Here is a 19,994-nt window from a genome sequence, read left to right on the forward strand (position 1 = left end):
TAAATGAACCGTTTGAATGTTAGACTTTCTGAAAGGCTTCCCAATGATTTGACTCCCAGCCCCTTTTTCGAAGAGTTGGAAAAATCGAAAAAGGAAAGCGCTCCGTTTATCGACATGACCGTCAGTTCGCCGGTTCGCGTGGGACTGCCTGTGGAATTGGACTCCGCGGTAGACGAAGCCCGCAAACAGTTCGGCCATTGGTCTCCCGATGCCTCGGGCTGGCGTGAGGCCCGAGAAGCCGTTGCCGCTTACTATCGTGAAAGAGGTGGTCGCTTTACTGCAAACCAGGTCATCATTACCGCAAGTACCAGCGAAGCTTACTCTGTACTCTTTAAGACATTCTGCAATCCAGGCGATGCCATCTTGACGCCGATGCCCGGCTATCCGCTGCTGGATACGCTGGCCCAGTTGGAACATCTGGAATGCGCTCCCTATTTTTTGAAACTGATCCGCGAGAAGAAAACTGGGCTAAAGACCGTTCGCTCTTTACGTCAGGAACTTTCCGCGCATCATGCTGAGCAAAGCCCGCGGGGCGGAGTCGATGCATCTTGCCTTCCTGAATCTTCCGCTCCCCAGTTCCGCTTCGTGCTGGATACAGACAGCCTGCTGGCCGCTCCCGAAAACGCCCGCATCCTTCTGCTGGTTTCGCCCCATAATCCCACAGGCCATATTGTGGGCCTCGCCGAGTGGAATGAAATTGTTCGCTTCTGCGAAGAGAACAACTTGATTCTCGTGGTAGATGAAGTCTTCGGCGATTATGGCTTCAGCGACGAAGTCAAACGCAGTTGGCTGTATTTGCGCGGCGGAAACCGCAATGGTCTTGGTGACGGAAACATTAACGCCGACTTCTTTGACTGCGGTGGAAACGACATTGTCTTTGCTCCTGTAAACGGACCCAAGTGTCCCATTTTCTGGCTCAATGGTTTGAGCAAGGCTGTTGGCGCTCCGCAATTAAAATTCGGCTGGATGGCCTTCTATGCCCCCCGTGAAAATTTCGAAGAAATCCGTGCCGCCCTTGAATTCGTTGAAGACGCTTACTTGAGTGCTTCTTCTTGCGCCCAGTCTCTGGCGGCACCGCTGTTGGCTCGCTCCGCCGATTACGAAGCCCAAGTTCGTGAGCGTCTGCAAAACAATTGGGAAACCCTTCGTGCCGCATTCCCCGGCAAGTATTGCCCCAAGGTTCTTGGGGGCTGGTATGCCGTGTTGCATCTGGGCGACGATGACGAGGAATTGACTCTTCGCCTACTTCGCGAAAAGCGTGTGCTGGTACAGCCGGGATTCTTCTTCGATTTCGAAGATGACGGCTGGGTTGTAATTAGCTTGTTGCAAGAGCCTGCGTTGTTCGCCGAAGCGGTCGAACGCATGGTTGAGCTTTAAGAGAATCGTTCGTAAAGAGCGTCGCGTTCCACCGGTTCCAAACCTTCGTTCAAAATCAGCTGACGCATACGTTCCGGACTCATGCCCACGGGAACCTTGGCTCCTGCGGCGTGGGTAATCTTTTCTTCGATGATAGTTCCATCCAAATCGCTGGCACCGGAGTGCAATGCCTTCATGGCGGTCTCGATTCCCATCTGGATCCAGTAAGCCTTGATGTGGGGGAAGTTATCCAGGAACAGTCGTGCCACCGCCACCGTACGCAGAATATCTTCCTGACTGGTCATGTTGGGAACGATGCTGTGAAGGGCGTTGTGTTCCGGATGGTACACCAGAGGAATAAATGCGAAAAAGCCGGGGGCTTCATCTTGCAGGTCGCGGAGCATCTTCATGTGAGCGATGCGATGTTCCGGAGTTTCGATATGGCCGAACAGCATGGTGGCGTTGGTAGGAATGCCAATCTTGTGTGCCGCACGGTGTACATCCAACCATTCTTCGCCAGTTTCCTTACCCGGGCAAATCTGGTCGCGAACACTCTGCACCAAAATTTCGGCACCGCCGCCGGGCAGTGCATCAAGACCTGCGCCCTTCAACGTTTCCATGATCTGCAGGGGAGTCTGCCCAGACAGTTTGGCGAAGTGGGCGATTTCTACTGCGGTAAAAGCCTTCAGGTTGACCTTGGGAAATTCTACGCGAAGCTTGCGCAACATTTCGATGTAATAATCGAAAGGGTGATCCGGATGGAGGCCGCCAACAATGTGCAGCTCTCTTGCACCGCCTTCAATGGCGAAAGCCGCCTTGTCGCGAATGGTGTCGTAATCCCAGTCGTAGGCGGTAACGCTATCTTTCTTGATCTTGCTGAAGGCACAGAACTTACAATGCAGAACGCATACGTTGGTGTAGTTGATCTGGCGGTTGTTCACCCAATAAACTGATTTGCCGTGGCGACGTTCCTTCTCTACATTTGCCCTGGCGCAAAGTTCTTCCAGGGGGGCGTTCAAAAATAAATCAAGAGCTTCGGATTCTGTTAGACGCGACATATAAGATTCTTCGGTAGATATTTCAGTACCATTTTTTCAAGCTGGTCGGCATGGATCGGCTTTGACAGGTAGTCTACAAAACCCTCACTCAGGTATTGTTCCCGTGCGCCTTCCAGTGCGTTGGCTGTCAACATGACAACAGGCGTATTAGGATTCATGTTGTCTAGAGACCGCATCAGACGGAAGGTTTCGACACCGTCCATCTTGGGCATCATGTGATCCAGGAAAATCAGGTCGTACTGTTTTTCGCGAACCATCTTCAAACATTCTTCGCCGCTGACGGCCGTATCGATTTGCATCTGGGTCTTCTTGAGAAGTCCCGAGAAAACCTTCAGGTTCATAGATACGTCGTCGACGACCAGGATGTGGGCGTTGGGGGCGTGGAACTCTTCGTGGTAAGTAGGTTCCTCTTCCTGAACAGAAACATTTATGTCGCCTACCGGTGTTGCAGAAACAATCTTTTGGGGAAGGCTAACCTTGAATGTGGATCCGCGTCCTGCAATGCTTTCGACTTGAATGGTTCCGTTCATCAGTTCGACCAACTGCTTGGTGATGGCCAGACCCAGACCGGTTCCTTCGATATTGCGGTGAAGCCTTTCATCAATTCGGCTAAAAGAATCAAACAGGTACTTCAGATTGTTTTCGGAAATGCCTACGCCAGTATCCTGGACTTCGATAATCAAGTTGATCCAGTCTTTTTCGCCAATGGTCGTATAAACGCGAAGCGTAACGGAACCGCTCTTGGTGTATTTGATGGCGTTGGTCAGCAGGTTGCTGCAAATCTGGCGGATACGGGGTTCGTCGCCTAGCAGGACCGAGGGCGCAGCCTGTTCAACATCTGTTCGCAGTTCCAGTCCCTTGCTTTCTGCTCGGTTAGCAATCAGGTTGAAGGAATCCTTAACCAAAATTCCCAGGTTGTATTCTGTGGGAATGATGTTCAGTTTACCCGATTCGATCTTTGAAAAATCAAGAATGTCGTTAATAAGGGAAAGCAAGGCCTTGCTAGATGTCTTGATATTCTTTGCGTATTCCAGGGAATCAGGTTCCTGGGATTCTCTCAGGATCAGTTCGTCGTTTCCCAGAATGGCGTTAATGGGGGTGCGAATCTCGTGGCTCATGTTTGCGAGAAAATCGCTCTTTGCCTTGCTGGCCGCTTCTGCCTTTTCCTTGTATTGGATGTTCTGGCGGAGCAGGTGGTTCATGTATTTCTTGTTCAAGTTGATATTTCGCTTGAGCAAGATGGCTATGGCGACTTCAGCTGTGTAAATGAAGGGGAGGCGGACGCGTACGGATTCCTGGTACTGGTAGCAGTATTCAAAGACTGGAGTGAAAAAGGCGATGGCTAGGATGGCACCGATGAACAGAGGGAAGCCTACCGCTAACTTTGTGTGGAAACAGTAAAGGGCGATGACAGGGACTAGCACCACCCACATGACACCGAAACCTTCGTGACCGCCATTGATGATGTAGGTGATAATCAGGACGGTCAGCATCAGCATCGTGACGGGGGTTGCAACTTTTAGGGAGTCGAAACGGATGATGGTGAAGTAGCTGAAGAACATGATGAACGCGATACCACCATTGATGGCGGCGATCAGGGGCTCTTTTTGCATGATGTTCACCGCGATGAACATGGTGCAGATTATGGCGAAAACCAATGTCACAATCCTCATTGCGGGAATGTACAGGATTTTATCGTCGTTAATCAGTCTTGAAAAATTGTCGTCTTTTTCCTTCATCGGTGGGCAATTTAGAAAAATATGGATGTTTTTTAGAATACTATCAATTGGGTGTGAGGTTAATAACGTTGTTTTGGAAACAATGCTAACTAGGGGAAATGCAAAAAAGAAAAGAGATCTAAACTAGATCTCTTTTCTTTAGTAGCGGGGGCAGGACTTGAACGCTGCGACCTCCGGGTTATGAGCCCGACGAGCTACCAACTGCTCTACCCCGCGTCGATGTTGAGACCATATATAGAAAAAGCCTTGAACATTGTCAAGGCTTCTTGTGCATTTTTTTTGTCCGTCGGACGTACCGACTAGATCGGTATACCGATTAGACGAACTTCTTAAGGATATGCTTGCTAGAAACGAAGTAGTCTACGCCACTGAGTACAGTCACTGTGGTAATGACGCCCATGACAATCTGCGGGAAGTTTTCCCAGATGCTATCAAAGCCGGGAATCATCATGCGCACGGGGTCAATAGCGCCTAGGAGAATGGCTACAATGCCTGCGCCCTGGAGGGCTGTCTTCCATTTACCGCTGCGACGGGCCGGCATAATCAGACCTTCGCTTGCCGCCAGAGTGCGTAAGGTTTCAACGCTGGATTCGCGGAAGTAAATAATCGCGACCATCCAGACGGGTGCGTAACCTGTTGCGATAAAGCACATGAAAATGGTCATGTTGGAAATCTTATCGCTGAAGGGGTCCAGATATTTTCCGAGGGTGCTGACTTCACCCATTTTGCGGGCGAGATGTCCATCCAGAAAATCGGTCAGCATAAAGCCAAGAACCATCACTAAGGACAAAGTCTTAAAGACCAGGCTGTTGTTGCTGTAGTTCAGGTCGTTGTCGTAGAAGAATACCCACAGGAAGAAAGGCGTCAGAACAATGCGGCTCATGGTGAGCTGGCTAGCAATAGAAAGAGGCTTGCGGTGTGCGGGGTCGCGGTAGTACCAGTAAGCGTAAGCTGCTGTTGCTGCAAGAACCAGCAGGATGCTGGTGACCATGGCAATCTGCTGATAGTCTTCCAGGTTCAGCAGGTAGACACCCATAGTTACTGTAATAGAAATGTTTGAAAGCTTGCTCCAGCGGCGCTTACGGGGAAGTGTCTTTCCTTCGCGAAGAACTCCAAGAGAAAACAGAGTGTGCGCAATGGTTCTTGCCAGTAGAACTACGCAACCTACTGCCAGCAGCTTTTCCGCCTGGTCATTCTGCATCAAGTCGCGAATGAAAATGCTGGTCAGAACGGTAAAGGAGAGCATCCCGTCGATAAAGTTCAGCCACAACCTGTAATAGGGCTTTTCGATTTCCTGGGATCTGAGCTGGTAAAGATTGACCCAACCCATGATCAAGGCGATGCCGACAAATGCACAGGCCGTCTTGGCCATGCCAAGCCAGATGAAGGCGATGACCGCTAAAAAGACAACAGCGCGCATAGCGCTCCAGATACGAGTGCGTAGTCTTACTTCAGATTTTTTCTCTTCAGTTAAGATAGTTTCTTCAGTCATTTTTTTGTTCTCTACAAATTCCGTATAAAATCTACAAGTTTTCGTCCAACAATTGTTTTGCGTGTTCGCGAACTGTATCGGAATCACCCCCTAACATGCGGGATATCTCGGTGATACGCCCATCTCGGTCTAGTTCGACCACAGAAGTGAAGGTTCTGCCGTCAATTTCCTTCTTGCTGACGGCCAGCTGGTTCTCTGCGCGGCTGGCGACCTGGTGCAAGTGGGTGATGGTCAAAATCTGGTGGTGCTTGCCCAACTTGCGGAGTGCGTCTCCGATGCTGTTTCCCACTTCGCCGCTGATACCGGTGTCCACCTCGTCAAAAATCAGCAGGGGCACGCGGTCCAGTTCCGCCATAACGCTCTTGATGGCCAGAAGCATACGGGAAAGTTCACCGCCAGAAACGGCCTTCTGCAGGCTCTTGAATCCTTCGCCGGGGTTGGGGGCCAGCAGGAATTCAATGCGGTCGGCGCCGTTGGGCGTGAGGGCCTGTTCCTCGATGGAGGTCTTGAATTCAGCCTTGGGCATGCCCAAACTATGGAGAATTTCGCTGACGGCGCTGTCGTAACGTTCGGCGGCGTTCTTGCGGGCTTCGGTCAAAAGGCCTGCGATGCGGTTCAGTTCCGCCTGTTCCTTGTTTGCCTGGCGTTCCAGTTCCTCAAGGTCGGCGTCCAGATTTTCAAGACTGTCCAGTTCGGTGCGACGCTGCTCGGTCAGTTCCATAAGGCCTGCCACGTCGGTGCGGTACTTGCGCTTCAATTTCTGGATCTGGGCGATGCGGGCATTGGCGCGATCGATGTCTGCTGCACTTACCGCTGCAGACGGCGACAGTCTCATCAAGTCCTTGCAGATACTTTCAAAGGGGTCCGCCACTTCAACCAGGGCGTTCAAATCTTCGTCGTAGTCGGGAACCTTGGCGGCCAGGGTGCGCATCTTGGCCTGCAGCAACTGCACCTGGTCTAACAGTCCGTTTTCACCGCCGAGAATTCCCTGGACTTCATCCAGGTAACGGCGTTCCGCTTCCACCTTGGAGGCGCTGTTTACCTTTTCTTCAAGAGCTTCTTCTTCGCCTTCTTTCAGGTTGGCCTTAGAAAGTTCCTCGAACTGGAACTTTAAAAAGTCCTTCTGGGCCGCAAGATTCTTGGCCTTTTCTTCGGTTTCTACAATCTTGGACTTGATACCGTTCCATGCAGACCAGTGGCCCGCATATTCTGTCAGCAGGTTTCCGTTGCCGGCGTAGTCGTCCAGCATCTTGGCGTGGGTGCGGGTGTCGCGGAGCAGCAGCTGTTCGCTCTGGCCGTGCATCTGGATCAGTTCTTCGCCCAGCTTCTGCAGGTCAGACAAGTTGACCACGGAACCGTTTACGCGGGCTCGGCCCTTGCCGTTTTCCAGGACTTCGCGGCGGATGATCAGTTCGTCATTTCCGTCGTCCAGTTCCAGTTCCTTGAGAACGTTCCTTACGTCATCTTCGCCAGAAATGTCGAAGGTGGCTTCCACAACGGCCTTGTCGGCACCAGTACGAACAAAGCTCCCTTGAGCCTTGTCTCCGCAAACCACGCGAAGTGATTTCAGGAGAACGGACTTACCAGCACCGGTTTCGCCGGTGATTGCAGTGAATCCCTGACGGAAGGGAACTTCCGCTTCCGAGATCAGGGTGAAACCATTAATAGAAAGCTGCTTTAACATACCGCAAACAAACTAGAAAAAATAGCATGTCAAAAGATGACAAGGACAGGTTGCTTTTTTACTTCTCGAACTCGATGATGGAGCGGTAAATGGGGCGGCCTTCCTTGCGGTACTTCTTTTCAAAGCCGGTCATGATACCTTCGGTAGGCTCAGCTTCGTTGCGGACCAGCACCTTGCAGCCGGGGAAGTTGTCGAACACTTCAAGAGCCACTTCGTTGTATTCCTTGTGGTCGGTGCCCCAGTAGAAAATACGCTTGCCGGGCTTCATCACGCGGGCCACCTGTTCCAGGAAGTCGGGGCGGAGCAGGCGGTTCTTGTGGTGGCGTTCCTTGGGCCACGGATCCGGGAAGTACATGTGGAAGGCGTCTACGGTATTGTCCTTGACGCAATCGCGGAGGAAATAGAATACGTCGCCGCGGAGCATGCTGGCGTTGTTCAGAACGCCTGCCTTGTCCATCTTGCGCTGGGCGAATGCGGCCCAGGTGTAATCCCATTCGCTACCCATAATGAAATAGTCTGGGTGCTTGGCGGCATAGTCCGAAATAAAGCTGCCCTTGCCGGAACCGATTTCCACTTCGATGTGGTCGTTGTGGGTGGGGAACATGTCCTTCCAGTCAAAGTCCAGCTTGTGGGGGAGTCCGTCGGGTGTGGCGATGGGCTTGCGGTCACCGTTGGTGCGGAATACATAGTGCCAAAGGGCCTTGGCGTTTTCGTCTTCCTTCAGGTCGCGGAAAAATTCCGGAATGACCACTTCCTTTTCTGCGGCTGCGGCGGCGCCTTCAACCACTTCTTCAACTTCGTTTTTTGCTTCTTCGTTCATAATTTCTTTTTCCATTTTTATTCGGTTTGCACGCCTTATAGCAGAACCACAATTTTATCCTTGAATTCTTCGGGAATAGCCTTGGCTATTACATCGCGGATGTACTTGTCGGAGTACTTCATGGAGAAATGGCTCAGGATGATCTTTTCGCACTTGACACTGTCGCCCATTTCCTTGAGGGCGTGTACAATGTGGTTGATGTGGCTGTGTCCTTTCTTTACACTCATGGCCTCATCTTCTGGCGAAAGGAATGTGCATTCCGTAATCAAAATCTTGGACTGGAAAACACGGTAGTTGTCCAGCAGGCTTTCTCCCAGGCAGTCTCCCATGAAGCTGACCAGGGGCTCGTAAACTTCGCGGGTGATTTCCACCTTGTTTTCGCGGAGGGCGATCAGCTCGGCAGGGGTTTTCTGCAGGAATTCTTCCTTCAACTTTTTTTTGTAATGGTATATGGTGCCGCCCATAGCCGGTATGGAATGCTTTACTTCAAAGGCTTCCAGGGCCAGGTCCTTACGGTACTCCAGGAACTGCAATTCGTTTGGGGCCACGGGGACAATGGTGGGCAGACGGAACTTGTTTTCGGCGACCCCTTCGAACAGGGCTTCGGCACGGATCCAGTCCTTGGCCCGTTCCGCGATGTTTTCGGGAATGTAATAGACGCTATCCCGTTCTACACCCATCATCTTGCGCAGGCTGTGATGACGCATCAGGCAGCGAGCATGGTCGCCATGGGCGTGAGTCAGAAATACATGATTGATGGAGGTGGCCGACAGGGGGCATTCGCCCAAATCAACGCAGAAATCCAGTTCGGGCATCTGCAAGTAGGTGGCCAGCCCCGAAATAGAGAAACCCGACACAGAAGTGGTCGGTGTTTCTACATGAACTTGCTTCAGGGCATTATGGATGTATTTATTTTCTGCAGCCATTAAAAACCAGTCAATTTTTATGGCGCAAATTTAGAAAAACCAATTTATTTGGTCTTTGCATTCTCTTCGATCAGACGATCAAAGTCGGCACAGCTCAGAGCTTCGATATGGTTACCCATGGCGACGCTACGAGTACGGGCGTTACCCTTCTTTTCGGGAATGCGGAAGCAGAAATTATAGATGTTACCCTGGTCGGTGGGGATGCCCATCTTGAAGACGCGGATACGTTCTGCACCCTTGTTGTAAATTTCGTGATAATCGTAAGTGTTCTTGATCTTCTGCAGGCGCTTTTCCTGGCTGAATTCCATTTCGTCGACGATAGGGCCGTCCAGATAGAGGGGGAGGGAGTTCTGGAAACGGAGCTCCAGCATGTTGCCGCTCTTGACGATGGAAGTTTCCTGAGGCTTGATCAGGTAGCGCTGCTGAGGAATGTTCTTATAGGCGCGGCTCTTGACCGTTCTTACACCGCACATTTCGCGCATATCGGGTTGTTCCACAAAGTCGATGTCTCGGCAGATGGGGGGCAGGTTTGTGGGAACTTCAAGATTCTCTCCGCTGGAAGAACCGGCGCAGCCAGTCAAAAGGGAGATTGCAGACGAAAATACGATGCCAGATAAGAACAGAACTTTAGATTTCATGGTTTTAAATATACGTTTATTATTTGGATTTGCGTTTTTTTTATTAAGATAATTAAAAAAGATTTAACGTTTTTATAAGTACATTTTGTAAACTTAATTTAACAAAGTCGCTTTTTTGTGTGTTTTTGGGCATGAACCTCCCTAAGTGAAAAAACGAACACTTTTTTTGACATTGAATGACAGGCTAAAAAAGCTATCTTTGGCGCCGAAACTAAAGATTAGGTGTCGAATGAACATTTATAGTTGGAACGTCAATGGCTTGAGATCTGCTGCCAAGAAAGGCTTTGCCGATTGGTTTAGCTCCACAAAGCCGGATATCCTCTGCCTGCAGGAAGTGCGCGCAGAAGAAGATCAGATTGACGAAGCTATTGCACATCCCGAGGGCTATTTTGCCTACTGGAACGCCTGTAAGCGCAAGAAAGGCTACAGCGGGGTGGGTGTCTTGTCTCAGATTGAACCTGATCGCGTGAATTACGGCTTCGATATCGAAGAATTTGACGACGAAGGCCGTGTTTTGCAGTTGGTCTTCCCGGACTGGGTGCTGAACTGCATCTATTTCCCCAATGGTGGCTCCGGCGACGACCGCCTCGACTACAAGCTCCGCTTCTACGATGCCTTCCTTGAAAACAGCAAGCGCTGGTTGGACGATGGCAAGCATGTGGTGACCGTTGGCGACTACAATACCTGCCACAAGGAAATCGATATTGCACGTCCCAAGGAAAACGCCGATGTCAGCGGCTTCCTGCCCATTGAACGCGCCTGGATGGATAAGTATGTGGAAAACGGCTTTGTGGATAGCTTCCGCAAGCTGCACCCCGAAACCAAGGACGTCTATTCCTGGTGGAGCAACCGTTTTGGCGCCCGTGCCCGTAACGTGGGCTGGCGTATTGACTATGCCTTTGTAGATGCCGCCCTGGTTCCTAACATTGTCAGCGCCGAAATCCACACCGACGTAAAGGGTTCAGACCATTGCCCCATCAGCATCGAGCTGGAACCGCCCTTTGCCCCTCTTCCGATCAAGAAGAACGAAGGCTAGTTTTATCTTCGTTTGATGTATTCCCAGGCCTGATCGTAGAATTCTACGGCTTCGCCCACATCTTTCAGGAACACCAGTCGAGAAATGTCGCCCCTGGTGGGGTTGACTACATTGTTTTTCTTGAAAACGCTGTCGATGATGTTCAATGAGGACTTGTTGGGGGTGGCGTAATTGATGTATTTGGCCAATTTAGCCCCGGTCTTGGTGTCGAGAATGTAATTCATGAAGGCATAGGCTCCCTCAGGGTTCGGGGCCTTGCTGCTCAGGAGCATGGCGTCTACCCACATGAAGGAACCCTCGATTGGAATGGCGAACTGTAAGGTCGGATCTTCTGTCATGGCGGCCATGGCTTCTCCGTTAAAGACCACTGCGGCCCAGTTTAGCCGAGAAAGGACCTTGTTTTTACCGCTGACAGAGCCGTCAAACCCTAGGAAGTTCTTCGATTTGGTAATGCCCTTGATGTACTCTGCGGCTGCTTTGATCTGTTCGGGATCGGTGGAGTTTGCGTCATACCCCTTGGCCATAAGGGCCATGCTGAGCATGGAACGGCTTTCGTCAAGGAGGCTAAAGGACCCTTTGTTCCTTTTTTCATCCAAAAGTGTGTTGTAGCTGACCTTAGAAGGGCTTAGGGTTGTGTCGCGGTAAAGGATTCCCGTTGTACCCCACAGGTAAGGCACGGAATATTCGTTGGTGGTGTCATAAGGCGGGTTGAGGAACTGTTCTGCAATATTTCTTCGGTTGAACACGTGGTTCGTATCAATTTTTCCGATGAATCCCAGGCGGATCAGCTGCGGAATTACCACGTCGCTGGCGATGATGACGTCATATTGACTGTTGCCGGAGGTCTGTATCTTGCTGATCATCTCTTCCTGGGCTTCGTAAAGTTCCAGGTGGAGTTTGTAGCCGGTCTTCATCTGGAAGTCTGTCAGCATGGACGGGTCAAAGTATTCGCTGTAAATCATTACAGTTACTTTGTTTGGGTTTTGGTCCTTGTTCTGATCGCTTCTGCAGCCAGCCATGAAAACGGCCAGGAAGACGAAAGAAAACGTGATTAGAAAAAACTTTTTCATTTACAAGAGAAAAAATAACAAGGAAATCGTAATAAAAAAAACGCCTTTTGTGTAAAAAATGATGCCTTAGGTCACTGAATACCCGTTTTTTGACGATTTTAGCCCACTTTTGGGGGTGTTGTGTAGATATTCCTGTTGAAAAAAAATTGTAAAACTTTTATATTGACCTATTGTAACTAAAAAAGTTACGGACTAAGTTGTTCGTGGTTGGATTATCTTGGTCGGCATTGGTTTGGTTTTCATCTTAAAGGAGATGAACTAATGTGGTTTGGAAAGAATAAGTTTGCAAAATTTGCCATGGCTCTTGCTATGGCAGTCTCTGCTGTCAGTCTGACTTGGGCTGAAGAAAGCGTTGATATTCGAGATACGCTGTATCCCCTGTACTTCAAGAATGTTACCGAAGATCCGAGAGGGATGCGTGCTGAACAGCAACTTGAATGGAACTACTTGATGAAGTTCAAGATGTTCGGTGCCGAGGGCATTGAATTTGGAAACAAGGACATCAAGATTCCTGATTCCGTTGGCTGGTTTGGTACTGCAACGGGTGACTTCAAATTGGGACAGAATGGTGAAAGTAAGGTGGGTGGTCCCATCATGATTGGCGGTGACGTCATATTTGCCCAAGGTCCTGATACCATCCTGACTGGCCCCATGCGAGTCAATGGGAAAGTTAGTGTTTTGCAGGCGAATAACTTCCAGGGTAAGGAGAACTACATGGTGGGTGTCCATTGTGTAGGGGGGGATTATGCTCCTGAGTATGCCAAGTTTGTTGGCGCGGGGCTTCTGCGGAATATGGCCTCCTGCCCGGATTCCATTCCCGAAGTAAAAACGGATTTGAAAGCCCCTTCGTTTTTTTACGATGCTAAAATGATCGAGGCCGCCGATGGTGGAATGCGTCCGGCTCTGAAGGTGAATGGTGCAGAATGTGCGAGTAGGTTGAAAGATGGTAATGACTTCTGCATTCACTACATCGATGTACCTTATGATGAGTATCGCGATAACCCTTATGATATCTATATCGAAAGTATTTCGATTTCCAACGGTGGTAAGATCGTTTTTAGAATGCAGCCGAAGGGCCGACTGACCCGCGTGTTTTTCCGGGATGGTTTGAATTTGAGCCCTCGTTCCAAGATTCAGATTATGTACATGGACGAAGACGCTAAGTTTGACAAGGACAAGGGCGTCTGGTCTGGAAATGGCTCCATTGTCGAGAATAAGAAATACAGCGGTGAGTTGTTGTTCTTTACACAGAATGACATCATATTTGAAACATTTAATGCAGTTACTGATACATTACAGGGAACCTTTATCTCTGAAAAAACAATCAATGTGGCTCAGCATATGATTCTTGCTGGTCAGCTCCTTGCAAATAAGATTACCGTTGATACGGACTTTGATGGTACCGGCTTCCGTTATGTGCCTTACAACTCTCCCGAAGTAGACATTGAATTTAACAAGGCTGGAGAAGAGCTGTATCTCCTGGCAGAAGGTCATGATGTTGATACCGTTAAGATTCTGCTGGATAAAAAGGCGGAAACAAAGATCTCTCTAGAATATTGCTTTGCCTTTGGCGGTTCCGAAGCTGGCGTAAACTACGCTGACGAAGACGATATTGACCTGGAAAAGGATCCGAAATTCCCCATATGCGGAAAGTCTACGAAGTCGGTTTCTTTTGTTGTTGGTGAAAAGTATTTGGCTACCCCGATCTTGGTTTATATCAAGGATGATAAAGAAATTGAAGAAACTGAACGCATCACTTTCCGCGTCGTAAACTTGTCTGGCGCAAAACTGAAAAAGAATGGTGGCTCTAGTGGTGATTTCCCGCTAGAAATTGAAGATAACGATAAACAGTTAATCAGTATCGATGGTCTTGAAATCAACGTGATCGAAGATGAAAAGTTCATCTTTAGTCGTGATATTTTCCCCATATTTGAAATGGGCGGCGACCCCTGGGCAGGGGATTTCGGTATCTATGTCGTAACTCCCCCGAAGAAAGATAGCCTGAAGACAATGGTTAACTGGGGCGATGATAAGGGTTTGGAAGAAGCTGTTGACTATAATCGTAAGATTGGTGGTAAATATGTTGGCGTTCCCTCTGGAATTTTGGATGGTTCCATGGGTTGGAATCTGGTTTATAATCCGCCCGAGGATGCTTTTGGTGAAAAGTATGATTTCTTGAAGTTTAGGGTTTTGCGTGATGGACTTTTGTCTGATGATACCTATACTCTGTACATCAACATCATTCCTGTAAACGATCCTCCGGATGCTCACGACACTACCTATAATTTCCTCGAAATGGTAGACACTAAGAATGGTGCTGTTCCCGCCAAGGAAACTATTCGTGTCGAAGACAAGGATGATGTTGCTTTCACTTATTCCTTCAGTACAACGTATGAAGACAAATACACCGAAGCAGTTCATGATCGAATTCTTGAACTTTATGAACTGGATCCTACGACCGGTGTCCTTTCTGCCAAGAAGGGTGCTGTTCTTAACTATGAATCTTCTGACAGTGTGTTGGTTGCAAGAATTGTGGTTAGCGATGGTAATGGTCAGACCGATGACGATGACAATATCCTAAGAGATATCATTACTGCAACAATCCGAATTAACGATGATAACGACAAGCCTGTTGTTGTTCAGGGCCAGGTTTTCGTTGTTGATGAAAATGCGGGCAAGATTCCTAGTGTTAGCAGGGAAGCTGTTGCTGTGGATTCTGTGGTTCGTAAGGCTAACAACCAGGATCCGAAGAAGGTGCTGGCTGATGATGAAGACCTTAATAAGAATCCTCCTAAGGGTTGGGGTTACCTGACCTACTCTATCAAGGATGCTTCCGGTAATTTTGAAATCAATTCCAAGACCGGTGTGATTTCTGTTAAGACCGGCGCAGACATTGACTTTGAAGATGATTCCAAGAATTCCTTTAGCGTTACCGTCTACGTTGTTGATGGCGGTGGACTGAAGGATTCTGCCGAAGTGATTATCAATGTGACCGACGGTAATGATATCCCAGAATTTGTGAATGTCGAGGACCTCTATGATACCGATGAACATGTGGCTAAAGAAACCGTTCTTGGCTTGATTGAAATCAGGGATCCGGACGCTAGCGATGCTGAACCGTCTGACTTCAATGTTTCCTTGAAGGACAACAATCTGGCTTGCGGCGCCTCTTGCGCAGAACTCTTGTTCAGTACTAGCGTTATTAAGGATGAAGGCAAACTTTATGTTCAGCTCTTTGTTTTGGATAGCTCCCTGGTAAATTATGAAGATCTTCCCAATGATGTCTTCGATGTGACTCTCACTCTGAGCGACAATGACACCTCCGTTTCCGCAGTGACCAAAATTCAGGTCAATGACATCAATGAACGTCCCTTTGCAAGTAACTTCCTTGATTCCATCGTGGAAAAGTCTCCCAACGGTACTAAGGTGGGTTCCTTGGTGGCAGGTGATCCTGATACAAAGAACAAGTCTTTCAGCACTTTGACTTACACCATTGTTGAATCTGGTATCCCCTTTGAAATGAGTGGTAAGGACATCTTGGTCAAGGATAGCACTGCCTTGAACTATGAAGATGTTACGGACCATCAGTATGTATTCCACGTAACGGTTAGCGATGGTAAACTTGACTCCACCGTCTCCGTGACTGTCAATCTGATCGACAAGAATGAAAAACCGGACATTATAACAAAGTGTGATGAAAGTGATCCTGAATGCAATTCTTGCGATGCTACAATCAAGGATTGCGATAATCCCACCACACCTCCGGATTCCACCTGTAAGGAAAATTGCGGTTATAAGGATCCTGGTTCCGATAAGATTTTCGTGAATGTGGCTGAAAATTCCAAGACCGGTATGGTCCTGTTCGAATACTTGATCGTTGACGAAGATGCCGGTGATATCGAAAAGGATATCGTATCCTTCGAGAATACCAATGGCTCAGGCGCCGATAGCCTCTTCAAGATTGAAAAGGTGAAGGATGGCGATACCTATAAGTTGGTCGTCACCGTGAAGGATGGCTCTAAGCTGGACTACGAAAAGGTTAAGGCAACTCATGAACTTGATCTGGTTGTGTCCGACCCGACTATCTTGACTCTTAGGGATACTGTTAAACGTACCATCAATGTTATCGACGTGAACGAAGCTCCTTCTGCGGAAGATTTCAAGGATTCTATTCCTGAAAATTCCCCCAAGGGCACTAAGGTTGGTACTTTGGTGGCCAGCGATCCCGATACAAAGAACACTGTCTTCGGTACTTTGACATACACCATTGTTGAATCCGGTGTTCCTTTCGAAATGAAGGGCAAGGACATCTTGGTCAAGGATAGCACTGCTCTGGACTATGAAACCGTTCCGGATCATAAGTTCGTCTTCCATGTGAAGGTGAGCGATATCGAATACGATACGACTGTTACTGTAACAATTTCACTGATTGACAAGAATGAAAAACCGGAAATCATTACAAAGTGTGATGAAAGTGATCCTGAGTGCAATTCCTGCGATGCTACGATCAAGGATTGCGATAAGCCCACCACACCTCCGGATTCCACCTGTACTGAAGATTGTGGCTATAAGGATCCCAAGTCCGATAAGATTTTCGTGAACGTGGCTGAAAATTCCAAGACTGGTATGGTCCTGTTTGAATATGTCATCAAGGACCAGGATGCCGGCGACATCGAAAAGGATTCCGTATACTTCGTCAATGTCCAAAACAAGAAGACTGGCGCCGATTCTCTCTTCAAGGTTGAAAAGGTGAAGGTGGGCGATACCTATAAGTTGGTCGTCTCTGTCAAGGATGGCTCGAAACTGGACTACGAAAAGGTTGAGCCGGTTCATGAACTTGTTCTTACCGTATCTGATCCCAAGAAGTCCGACTTGAAGGATACCGTGATTCGTACCATCAACGTTATTGACGTGAACGAAGCTCCGGTTGCAGAAGACTTCAGCGAATCCATTTACGAAAATAGGCCTAAGGGTGCCAAGGTTGGTTCCTTGGTCGCTAGCGATCCTGATACGAAGAATACCGTATTTGGTACCTTGACTTATACCATTGTTGAATCTGGCGTACCTTTCGAAATGAAGGGCAAGGATATTTTGGTGAAGGATAGTGCCGCTCTGAATTATGAAACTGTACCTGATCATAAGTTCGTCTTCCATGTGAAGGTAAGCGATATTGAGTACGACACCACTGTTACCGTAACTATTACCTTGAAGGATTTGAACGAAGGTCCTAAGATTGTGACCGAGTGCGATCCTAGCGATCCCAAGTGCAAGGATCCGGGAACTTGCGATGCTGTGTTCAATGACTGCAGCAAGCCCACTACACCTCCGGATTCCAGCTGCACCGAAAATTGCGGTTATAAGAATCCTGTAAATGATAAGGTTGTTGTAAACGTTCGTGAAAATTCCAAGACCGGTCTTGTGGTCCTTGAATACATTATCGTGGATGAAGATGAAGGCAAGAATGGCATTGATGCCGATTCTGTATATTTCACCAACACCAACAAATCCGGTGCCGATTCTCTCTTCAAGATTGAAAAGGTGAAGGATGGCGATGTGTATAAGTTGGTGGTGACTGTCAAGGATAGTTCTAAACTTGATTATGAAAGCACCGAACATCTCCATGAGCTGACTCTTGTTGTTGTTGCTAAGAATGATCCGACCTTGGTTGATACGGTTATTCGTACCATCAACATTGTTGACGTAAATGAACCTCCCTTTATTAAGGACGGTAACTTCGAAATCAAGGAAAATCTGCCGAAGGGTACAACCGTAGGCCAGGTTGTATTTGGTGATGATAAGGACCTGAAGGGAGTCTCTAACCCGGCCTTCGTGAATAACGTGGTCACTGTCATCGGTGGTGATTCCGATAAGTTCAGTGTTAGCCAGGGTGGCATGATTTCCACCAAGACTGTCCTTGACTACGAAAATGACAAGCATGACTACATTCTGGTTGTTGAAGTCACTGACCGAAATGATCCTACGCTCTCTGCCGTGGATACTATTCGAATCAAGTTGATCGATGTTGTGGAACAATCCAATGTGGAAATCACAAAGGTGGTCACAAAGGATTCCACCTACAAGAATCCCGACACCGTCTATACCAATCAGTCTAATATCACGGCTCACTGGAGAGGTGGATATACTCTGCCGGATCAGAAGACTACCTGGACCGTTAATAACGACACTTCTACTACCTTGGTACCTGGCCGTAACGTGATCCGCGTTGAATATAAGGATCCCACAGCCAACACCTCCGTCGTGGATTCTGTTGTGATTTACTATAGCAACACTCTGCCTACGGTGACCATCAGTGCTAATGGCGATGCTGCAAATGCTCATAACATCTATACCATCGTCGAAACTCCGGATGTTTCTGATACTACGATTTACGTAAATCACGAATCCAACGATGTGGTTATTAAGATTCACGATCCCGCCAAGGAAATGCTGGGCGACAAAAAGTCTGCAGATACCGTTATCGTGATTTCTATGGAATTGGGTACGGCTAAGGTTGATTCCAAGACCTACACCAACCTGGACAAGGTTGTAAAGGAAACTGTGGCCCTGGATCTTGATGCTGCCGCCGATGCCAAGCGCAATGTCAAGGCCGATGGCAAAACCGATGTGTCTTACACCGAAAAGGTGGCTGGCATCCAGGTGACTATCAGCTACACTGAAGACAAGCATGGCGACGTGGTGAAGGTCCCTGTTGTTCAGGATAATGGCAAGGTGGAAAACATCGAAGTCATTAAGGTCAGCTATGTCACTAAGGACCAGAAGGGTAACGAAATCACGGTTTCTTACTATGCCGATGCTTACACTGGAGTGGCCCTCATGTCTGATGCTCAGGGCAACCTGATGACCAGCGGTGCCGCAAGTAAGCAGGAAGGTGCTTCTAGCAAGACTTCTACTGTGGGTATCTACAACGTATCTTACCTGCCTACTATGGAATCTAAGGATACCTTGCTTGTGTCTTACACAGTGGATCGTAAGGGTAACCTGATCAAGAATGCTAGTGGCGATATCGGTTACCATGTGTCTTACACTTATACCGATGCCTGCAACAACTCCATGACCAGTTCCGTATTCATTGTGCTGGATAAGGTTAAACCTGAAGTTGTGATTCTTTCTCCTGCAAACAGGGACATTATCTATTCTAACTTCACGGAAGTGATTTGGACCGTAGATGGTGTTAATCAGGATACGCTTACGACACAGGGATTGCAGCCTGGTGGTAATACCATCGTGCGCTTCTTCCGTGATAAGGCCGGAAATGAGGCTTCCGACACTGTATTCGTAATCATGAAGGACGGCAAGAATGTTGTGCTTTCTGTTGAAAATCCGGTGACCGAAGTTTCTAAGGAAAGGGTTGATAAGTACTACAGCAAGAATCCTCCCTCCGAGGGACAGACTTATGCTGTAACCGTGCAGAATCCCAAGACCGGTAAGGAAGTTGAAACCATTAAGGGTGGCAGCTTCGGTACCAAGAAGGGCAGCGGAAAGGAACCGTATCCGGGTCTTGATGAAGATGAAGGTCACCTCGGTCCCACCTTGGTCATGGAAGTCAAGCTCCCCGTTATCTCCGGTAAGGACGGCCTGGCAACCTTGGACGACATCTTGAGCAAGGATGGTCTGTATGTTCTTAAGGAAGGTATTGACGCCGCTTCTGGTGATATCAAGGGCGTTGATCCTCTGACTGGAGAGGTTCCGGATGACGGCAAGATTCTTATCGCCGACTACGTCAGGGAACATTGCGTTGATGAAGTCCAGAACAGCTACAAGCCTGGCGATGACCTGAGCAAGCTGAACCTGTATGACACCAAGGTGAACATCAAGCTCTGGATCTACACCACGATCGGCGGCTTTGTGGATTACTACACCTTCAGCCAGGATATGAACAACCCCGACTATACCGATGAAACTGGTATGTCGAAGCTGTTCTTTGAACTGAAGCCGGATATCAATGGTAATGTTCGTGCTGAAGATGGACGTCTGATTGCTACGGGCGCCTACCTCTACAAGGTTGAAGCTTCTGTCCGCGCCAAGGCTCGCTGCGACATTCCTTCTCTGACCAGTTCCAACGGTCGTAAGAAGAATGACGTGGTCAAGAACGATGATGACCTGCTGAAGAGCTTCGGTTACAAGCGCCCGACAGAGAAGTAACTCTAACTTTTT

The 19,994-nt window shown here is 48.5% G+C and carries 11 protein-coding genes and 1 tRNA gene; 3 read left to right on the forward strand and 9 right to left on the reverse strand.

Annotated features, from left to right (window positions below):
* Window positions 1-3: 3 nt before the first annotated feature.
* Window positions 4-1,377 carry a pyridoxal phosphate-dependent aminotransferase gene (locus tag MMG03_RS09670; RefSeq protein ID WP_249506171.1) on the forward strand — a complete coding sequence of 458 codons (1,374 nt, stop codon included), beginning with the start codon at window positions 4-6 and terminating at the stop codon, window positions 1,375-1,377.
* On the opposite strand, the gene mqnE is transcribed toward MMG03_RS09670, so the two are convergent.
* From mqnE to MMG03_RS09710, 8 genes are all read right to left on the reverse strand, one after another.
* On the reverse strand, window positions 1,374-2,414 hold the full coding sequence (gene mqnE / locus MMG03_RS09675) for an aminofutalosine synthase MqnE (RefSeq protein ID WP_073159896.1): 1,041 nt from the start codon (window positions 2,412-2,414) through the stop codon (window positions 1,374-1,376). The genes MMG03_RS09670 and mqnE overlap by 4 nt on opposite strands.
* On the reverse strand, window positions 2,402-4,153 hold the full coding sequence (locus MMG03_RS09680; protein ID WP_073159898.1) for an ATP-binding protein: 1,752 nt from the start codon (window positions 4,151-4,153) through the stop codon (window positions 2,402-2,404). Before MMG03_RS09680 ends, mqnE begins: the two co-directional genes overlap by 13 nt.
* Window positions 4,154-4,295: 142 nt before the next feature.
* A tRNA-Met gene (locus MMG03_RS09685) sits at window positions 4,296-4,369 on the reverse strand.
* A gap of 100 nt (window positions 4,370-4,469) precedes the next feature.
* Entirely contained in the window at window positions 4,470-5,645 is a 1,176-nt protein-coding gene (pgsA, locus tag MMG03_RS09690) for a CDP-diacylglycerol--glycerol-3-phosphate 3-phosphatidyltransferase (protein ID WP_073159900.1), read from the reverse strand.
* Window positions 5,646-5,676: 31 nt separating this feature from the next.
* Window positions 5,677-7,329: a DNA repair protein RecN gene (gene recN / locus MMG03_RS09695; RefSeq protein WP_249506172.1), complete on the reverse strand. Its 1,653-nt coding sequence runs from the start codon at window positions 7,327-7,329 to the stop codon at window positions 5,677-5,679.
* A 58-nt stretch (window positions 7,330-7,387) separates the two neighbouring features.
* The gene (gene trmB / locus MMG03_RS09700; protein ID WP_249506174.1) at window positions 7,388-8,164 is read right to left on the reverse strand and encodes a tRNA (guanosine(46)-N7)-methyltransferase TrmB; all 777 of its coding nucleotides are present in this window, start codon (window positions 8,162-8,164) and stop codon (window positions 7,388-7,390) included.
* 20 nt (window positions 8,165-8,184) lie between these two features.
* The gene (locus MMG03_RS09705) at window positions 8,185-9,075 is read right to left on the reverse strand and encodes an MBL fold metallo-hydrolase (RefSeq protein ID WP_249506175.1); all 891 of its coding nucleotides are present in this window, start codon (window positions 9,073-9,075) and stop codon (window positions 8,185-8,187) included.
* Window positions 9,076-9,119: 44 nt separating this feature from the next.
* Window positions 9,120-9,713 (reverse strand): hypothetical protein, encoded by a 594-nt coding sequence (locus tag MMG03_RS09710; RefSeq protein ID WP_073159906.1) that lies wholly within the window; start codon window positions 9,711-9,713, stop codon window positions 9,120-9,122.
* A gap of 229 nt (window positions 9,714-9,942) precedes the next feature.
* Between MMG03_RS09710 and MMG03_RS09715 the strand changes: the two genes are divergently transcribed.
* Window positions 9,943-10,749, forward strand: a complete 807-nt coding sequence (locus tag MMG03_RS09715; protein WP_249506176.1) for an exodeoxyribonuclease III — start codon at window positions 9,943-9,945, stop codon at window positions 10,747-10,749.
* 2 nt (window positions 10,750-10,751) lie between these two features.
* Here MMG03_RS09715 and MMG03_RS09720 read toward each other — a convergent pair whose 3' ends face one another.
* A complete protein-coding gene (locus MMG03_RS09720; RefSeq protein ID WP_249506177.1) occupies window positions 10,752-11,819 on the reverse strand; it encodes a spermidine/putrescine ABC transporter substrate-binding protein in 1,068 nt (355 codons plus the stop codon).
* 261 nt (window positions 11,820-12,080) lie between these two features.
* Between MMG03_RS09720 and MMG03_RS09725 the strand changes: the two genes are divergently transcribed.
* Entirely contained in the window at window positions 12,081-19,982 is a 7,902-nt protein-coding gene (locus MMG03_RS09725) for a cadherin repeat domain-containing protein (protein ID WP_249506178.1), read from the forward strand.
* The last annotated feature ends 12 nt before the right edge of the window (window positions 19,983-19,994 follow it).

It is taken from the genome of Fibrobacter sp. HC4, from assembly GCF_023373925.1.
Taxonomy (GTDB): Bacteria; Fibrobacterota; Fibrobacteria; order Fibrobacterales; family Fibrobacteraceae; genus Fibrobacter.

What these genes read in the sequence shown, in the direction of transcription:
- pgsA (WP_073159900.1), bottom strand. Translation starts at nt 5,645, where the DNA reads ATGACTGAAGAAACTATCTTAACTGAAGAGAAAAAATCTGAAGTAAGA.
- MMG03_RS09725 (WP_249506178.1), top strand. Translation starts at nt 12,081, where the DNA reads ATGTGGTTTGGAAAGAATAAGTTTGCAAAATTTGCCATGGCTCTTGCT.
- MMG03_RS09710 (WP_073159906.1), bottom strand. Translation starts at nt 9,713, where the DNA reads ATGAAATCTAAAGTTCTGTTCTTATCTGGCATCGTATTTTCGTCTGCA.
- MMG03_RS09680 (WP_073159898.1), bottom strand. Translation starts at nt 4,153, where the DNA reads ATGAAGGAAAAAGACGACAATTTTTCAAGACTGATTAACGACGATAAA.
- MMG03_RS09715 (WP_249506176.1), top strand. Translation starts at nt 9,943, where the DNA reads ATGAACATTTATAGTTGGAACGTCAATGGCTTGAGATCTGCTGCCAAG.
- MMG03_RS09670 (WP_249506171.1), top strand. Translation starts at nt 4, where the DNA reads ATGAACCGTTTGAATGTTAGACTTTCTGAAAGGCTTCCCAATGATTTG.
- trmB (WP_249506174.1), bottom strand. Translation starts at nt 8,164, where the DNA reads ATGGAAAAAGAAATTATGAACGAAGAAGCAAAAAACGAAGTTGAAGAA.
- mqnE (WP_073159896.1), bottom strand. Translation starts at nt 2,414, where the DNA reads ATGTCGCGTCTAACAGAATCCGAAGCTCTTGATTTATTTTTGAACGCC.
- recN (WP_249506172.1), bottom strand. Translation starts at nt 7,329, where the DNA reads ATGTTAAAGCAGCTTTCTATTAATGGTTTCACCCTGATCTCGGAAGCG.
- MMG03_RS09720 (WP_249506177.1), bottom strand. Translation starts at nt 11,819, where the DNA reads ATGAAAAAGTTTTTTCTAATCACGTTTTCTTTCGTCTTCCTGGCCGTT.
- MMG03_RS09705 (WP_249506175.1), bottom strand. Translation starts at nt 9,075, where the DNA reads ATGGCTGCAGAAAATAAATACATCCATAATGCCCTGAAGCAAGTTCAT.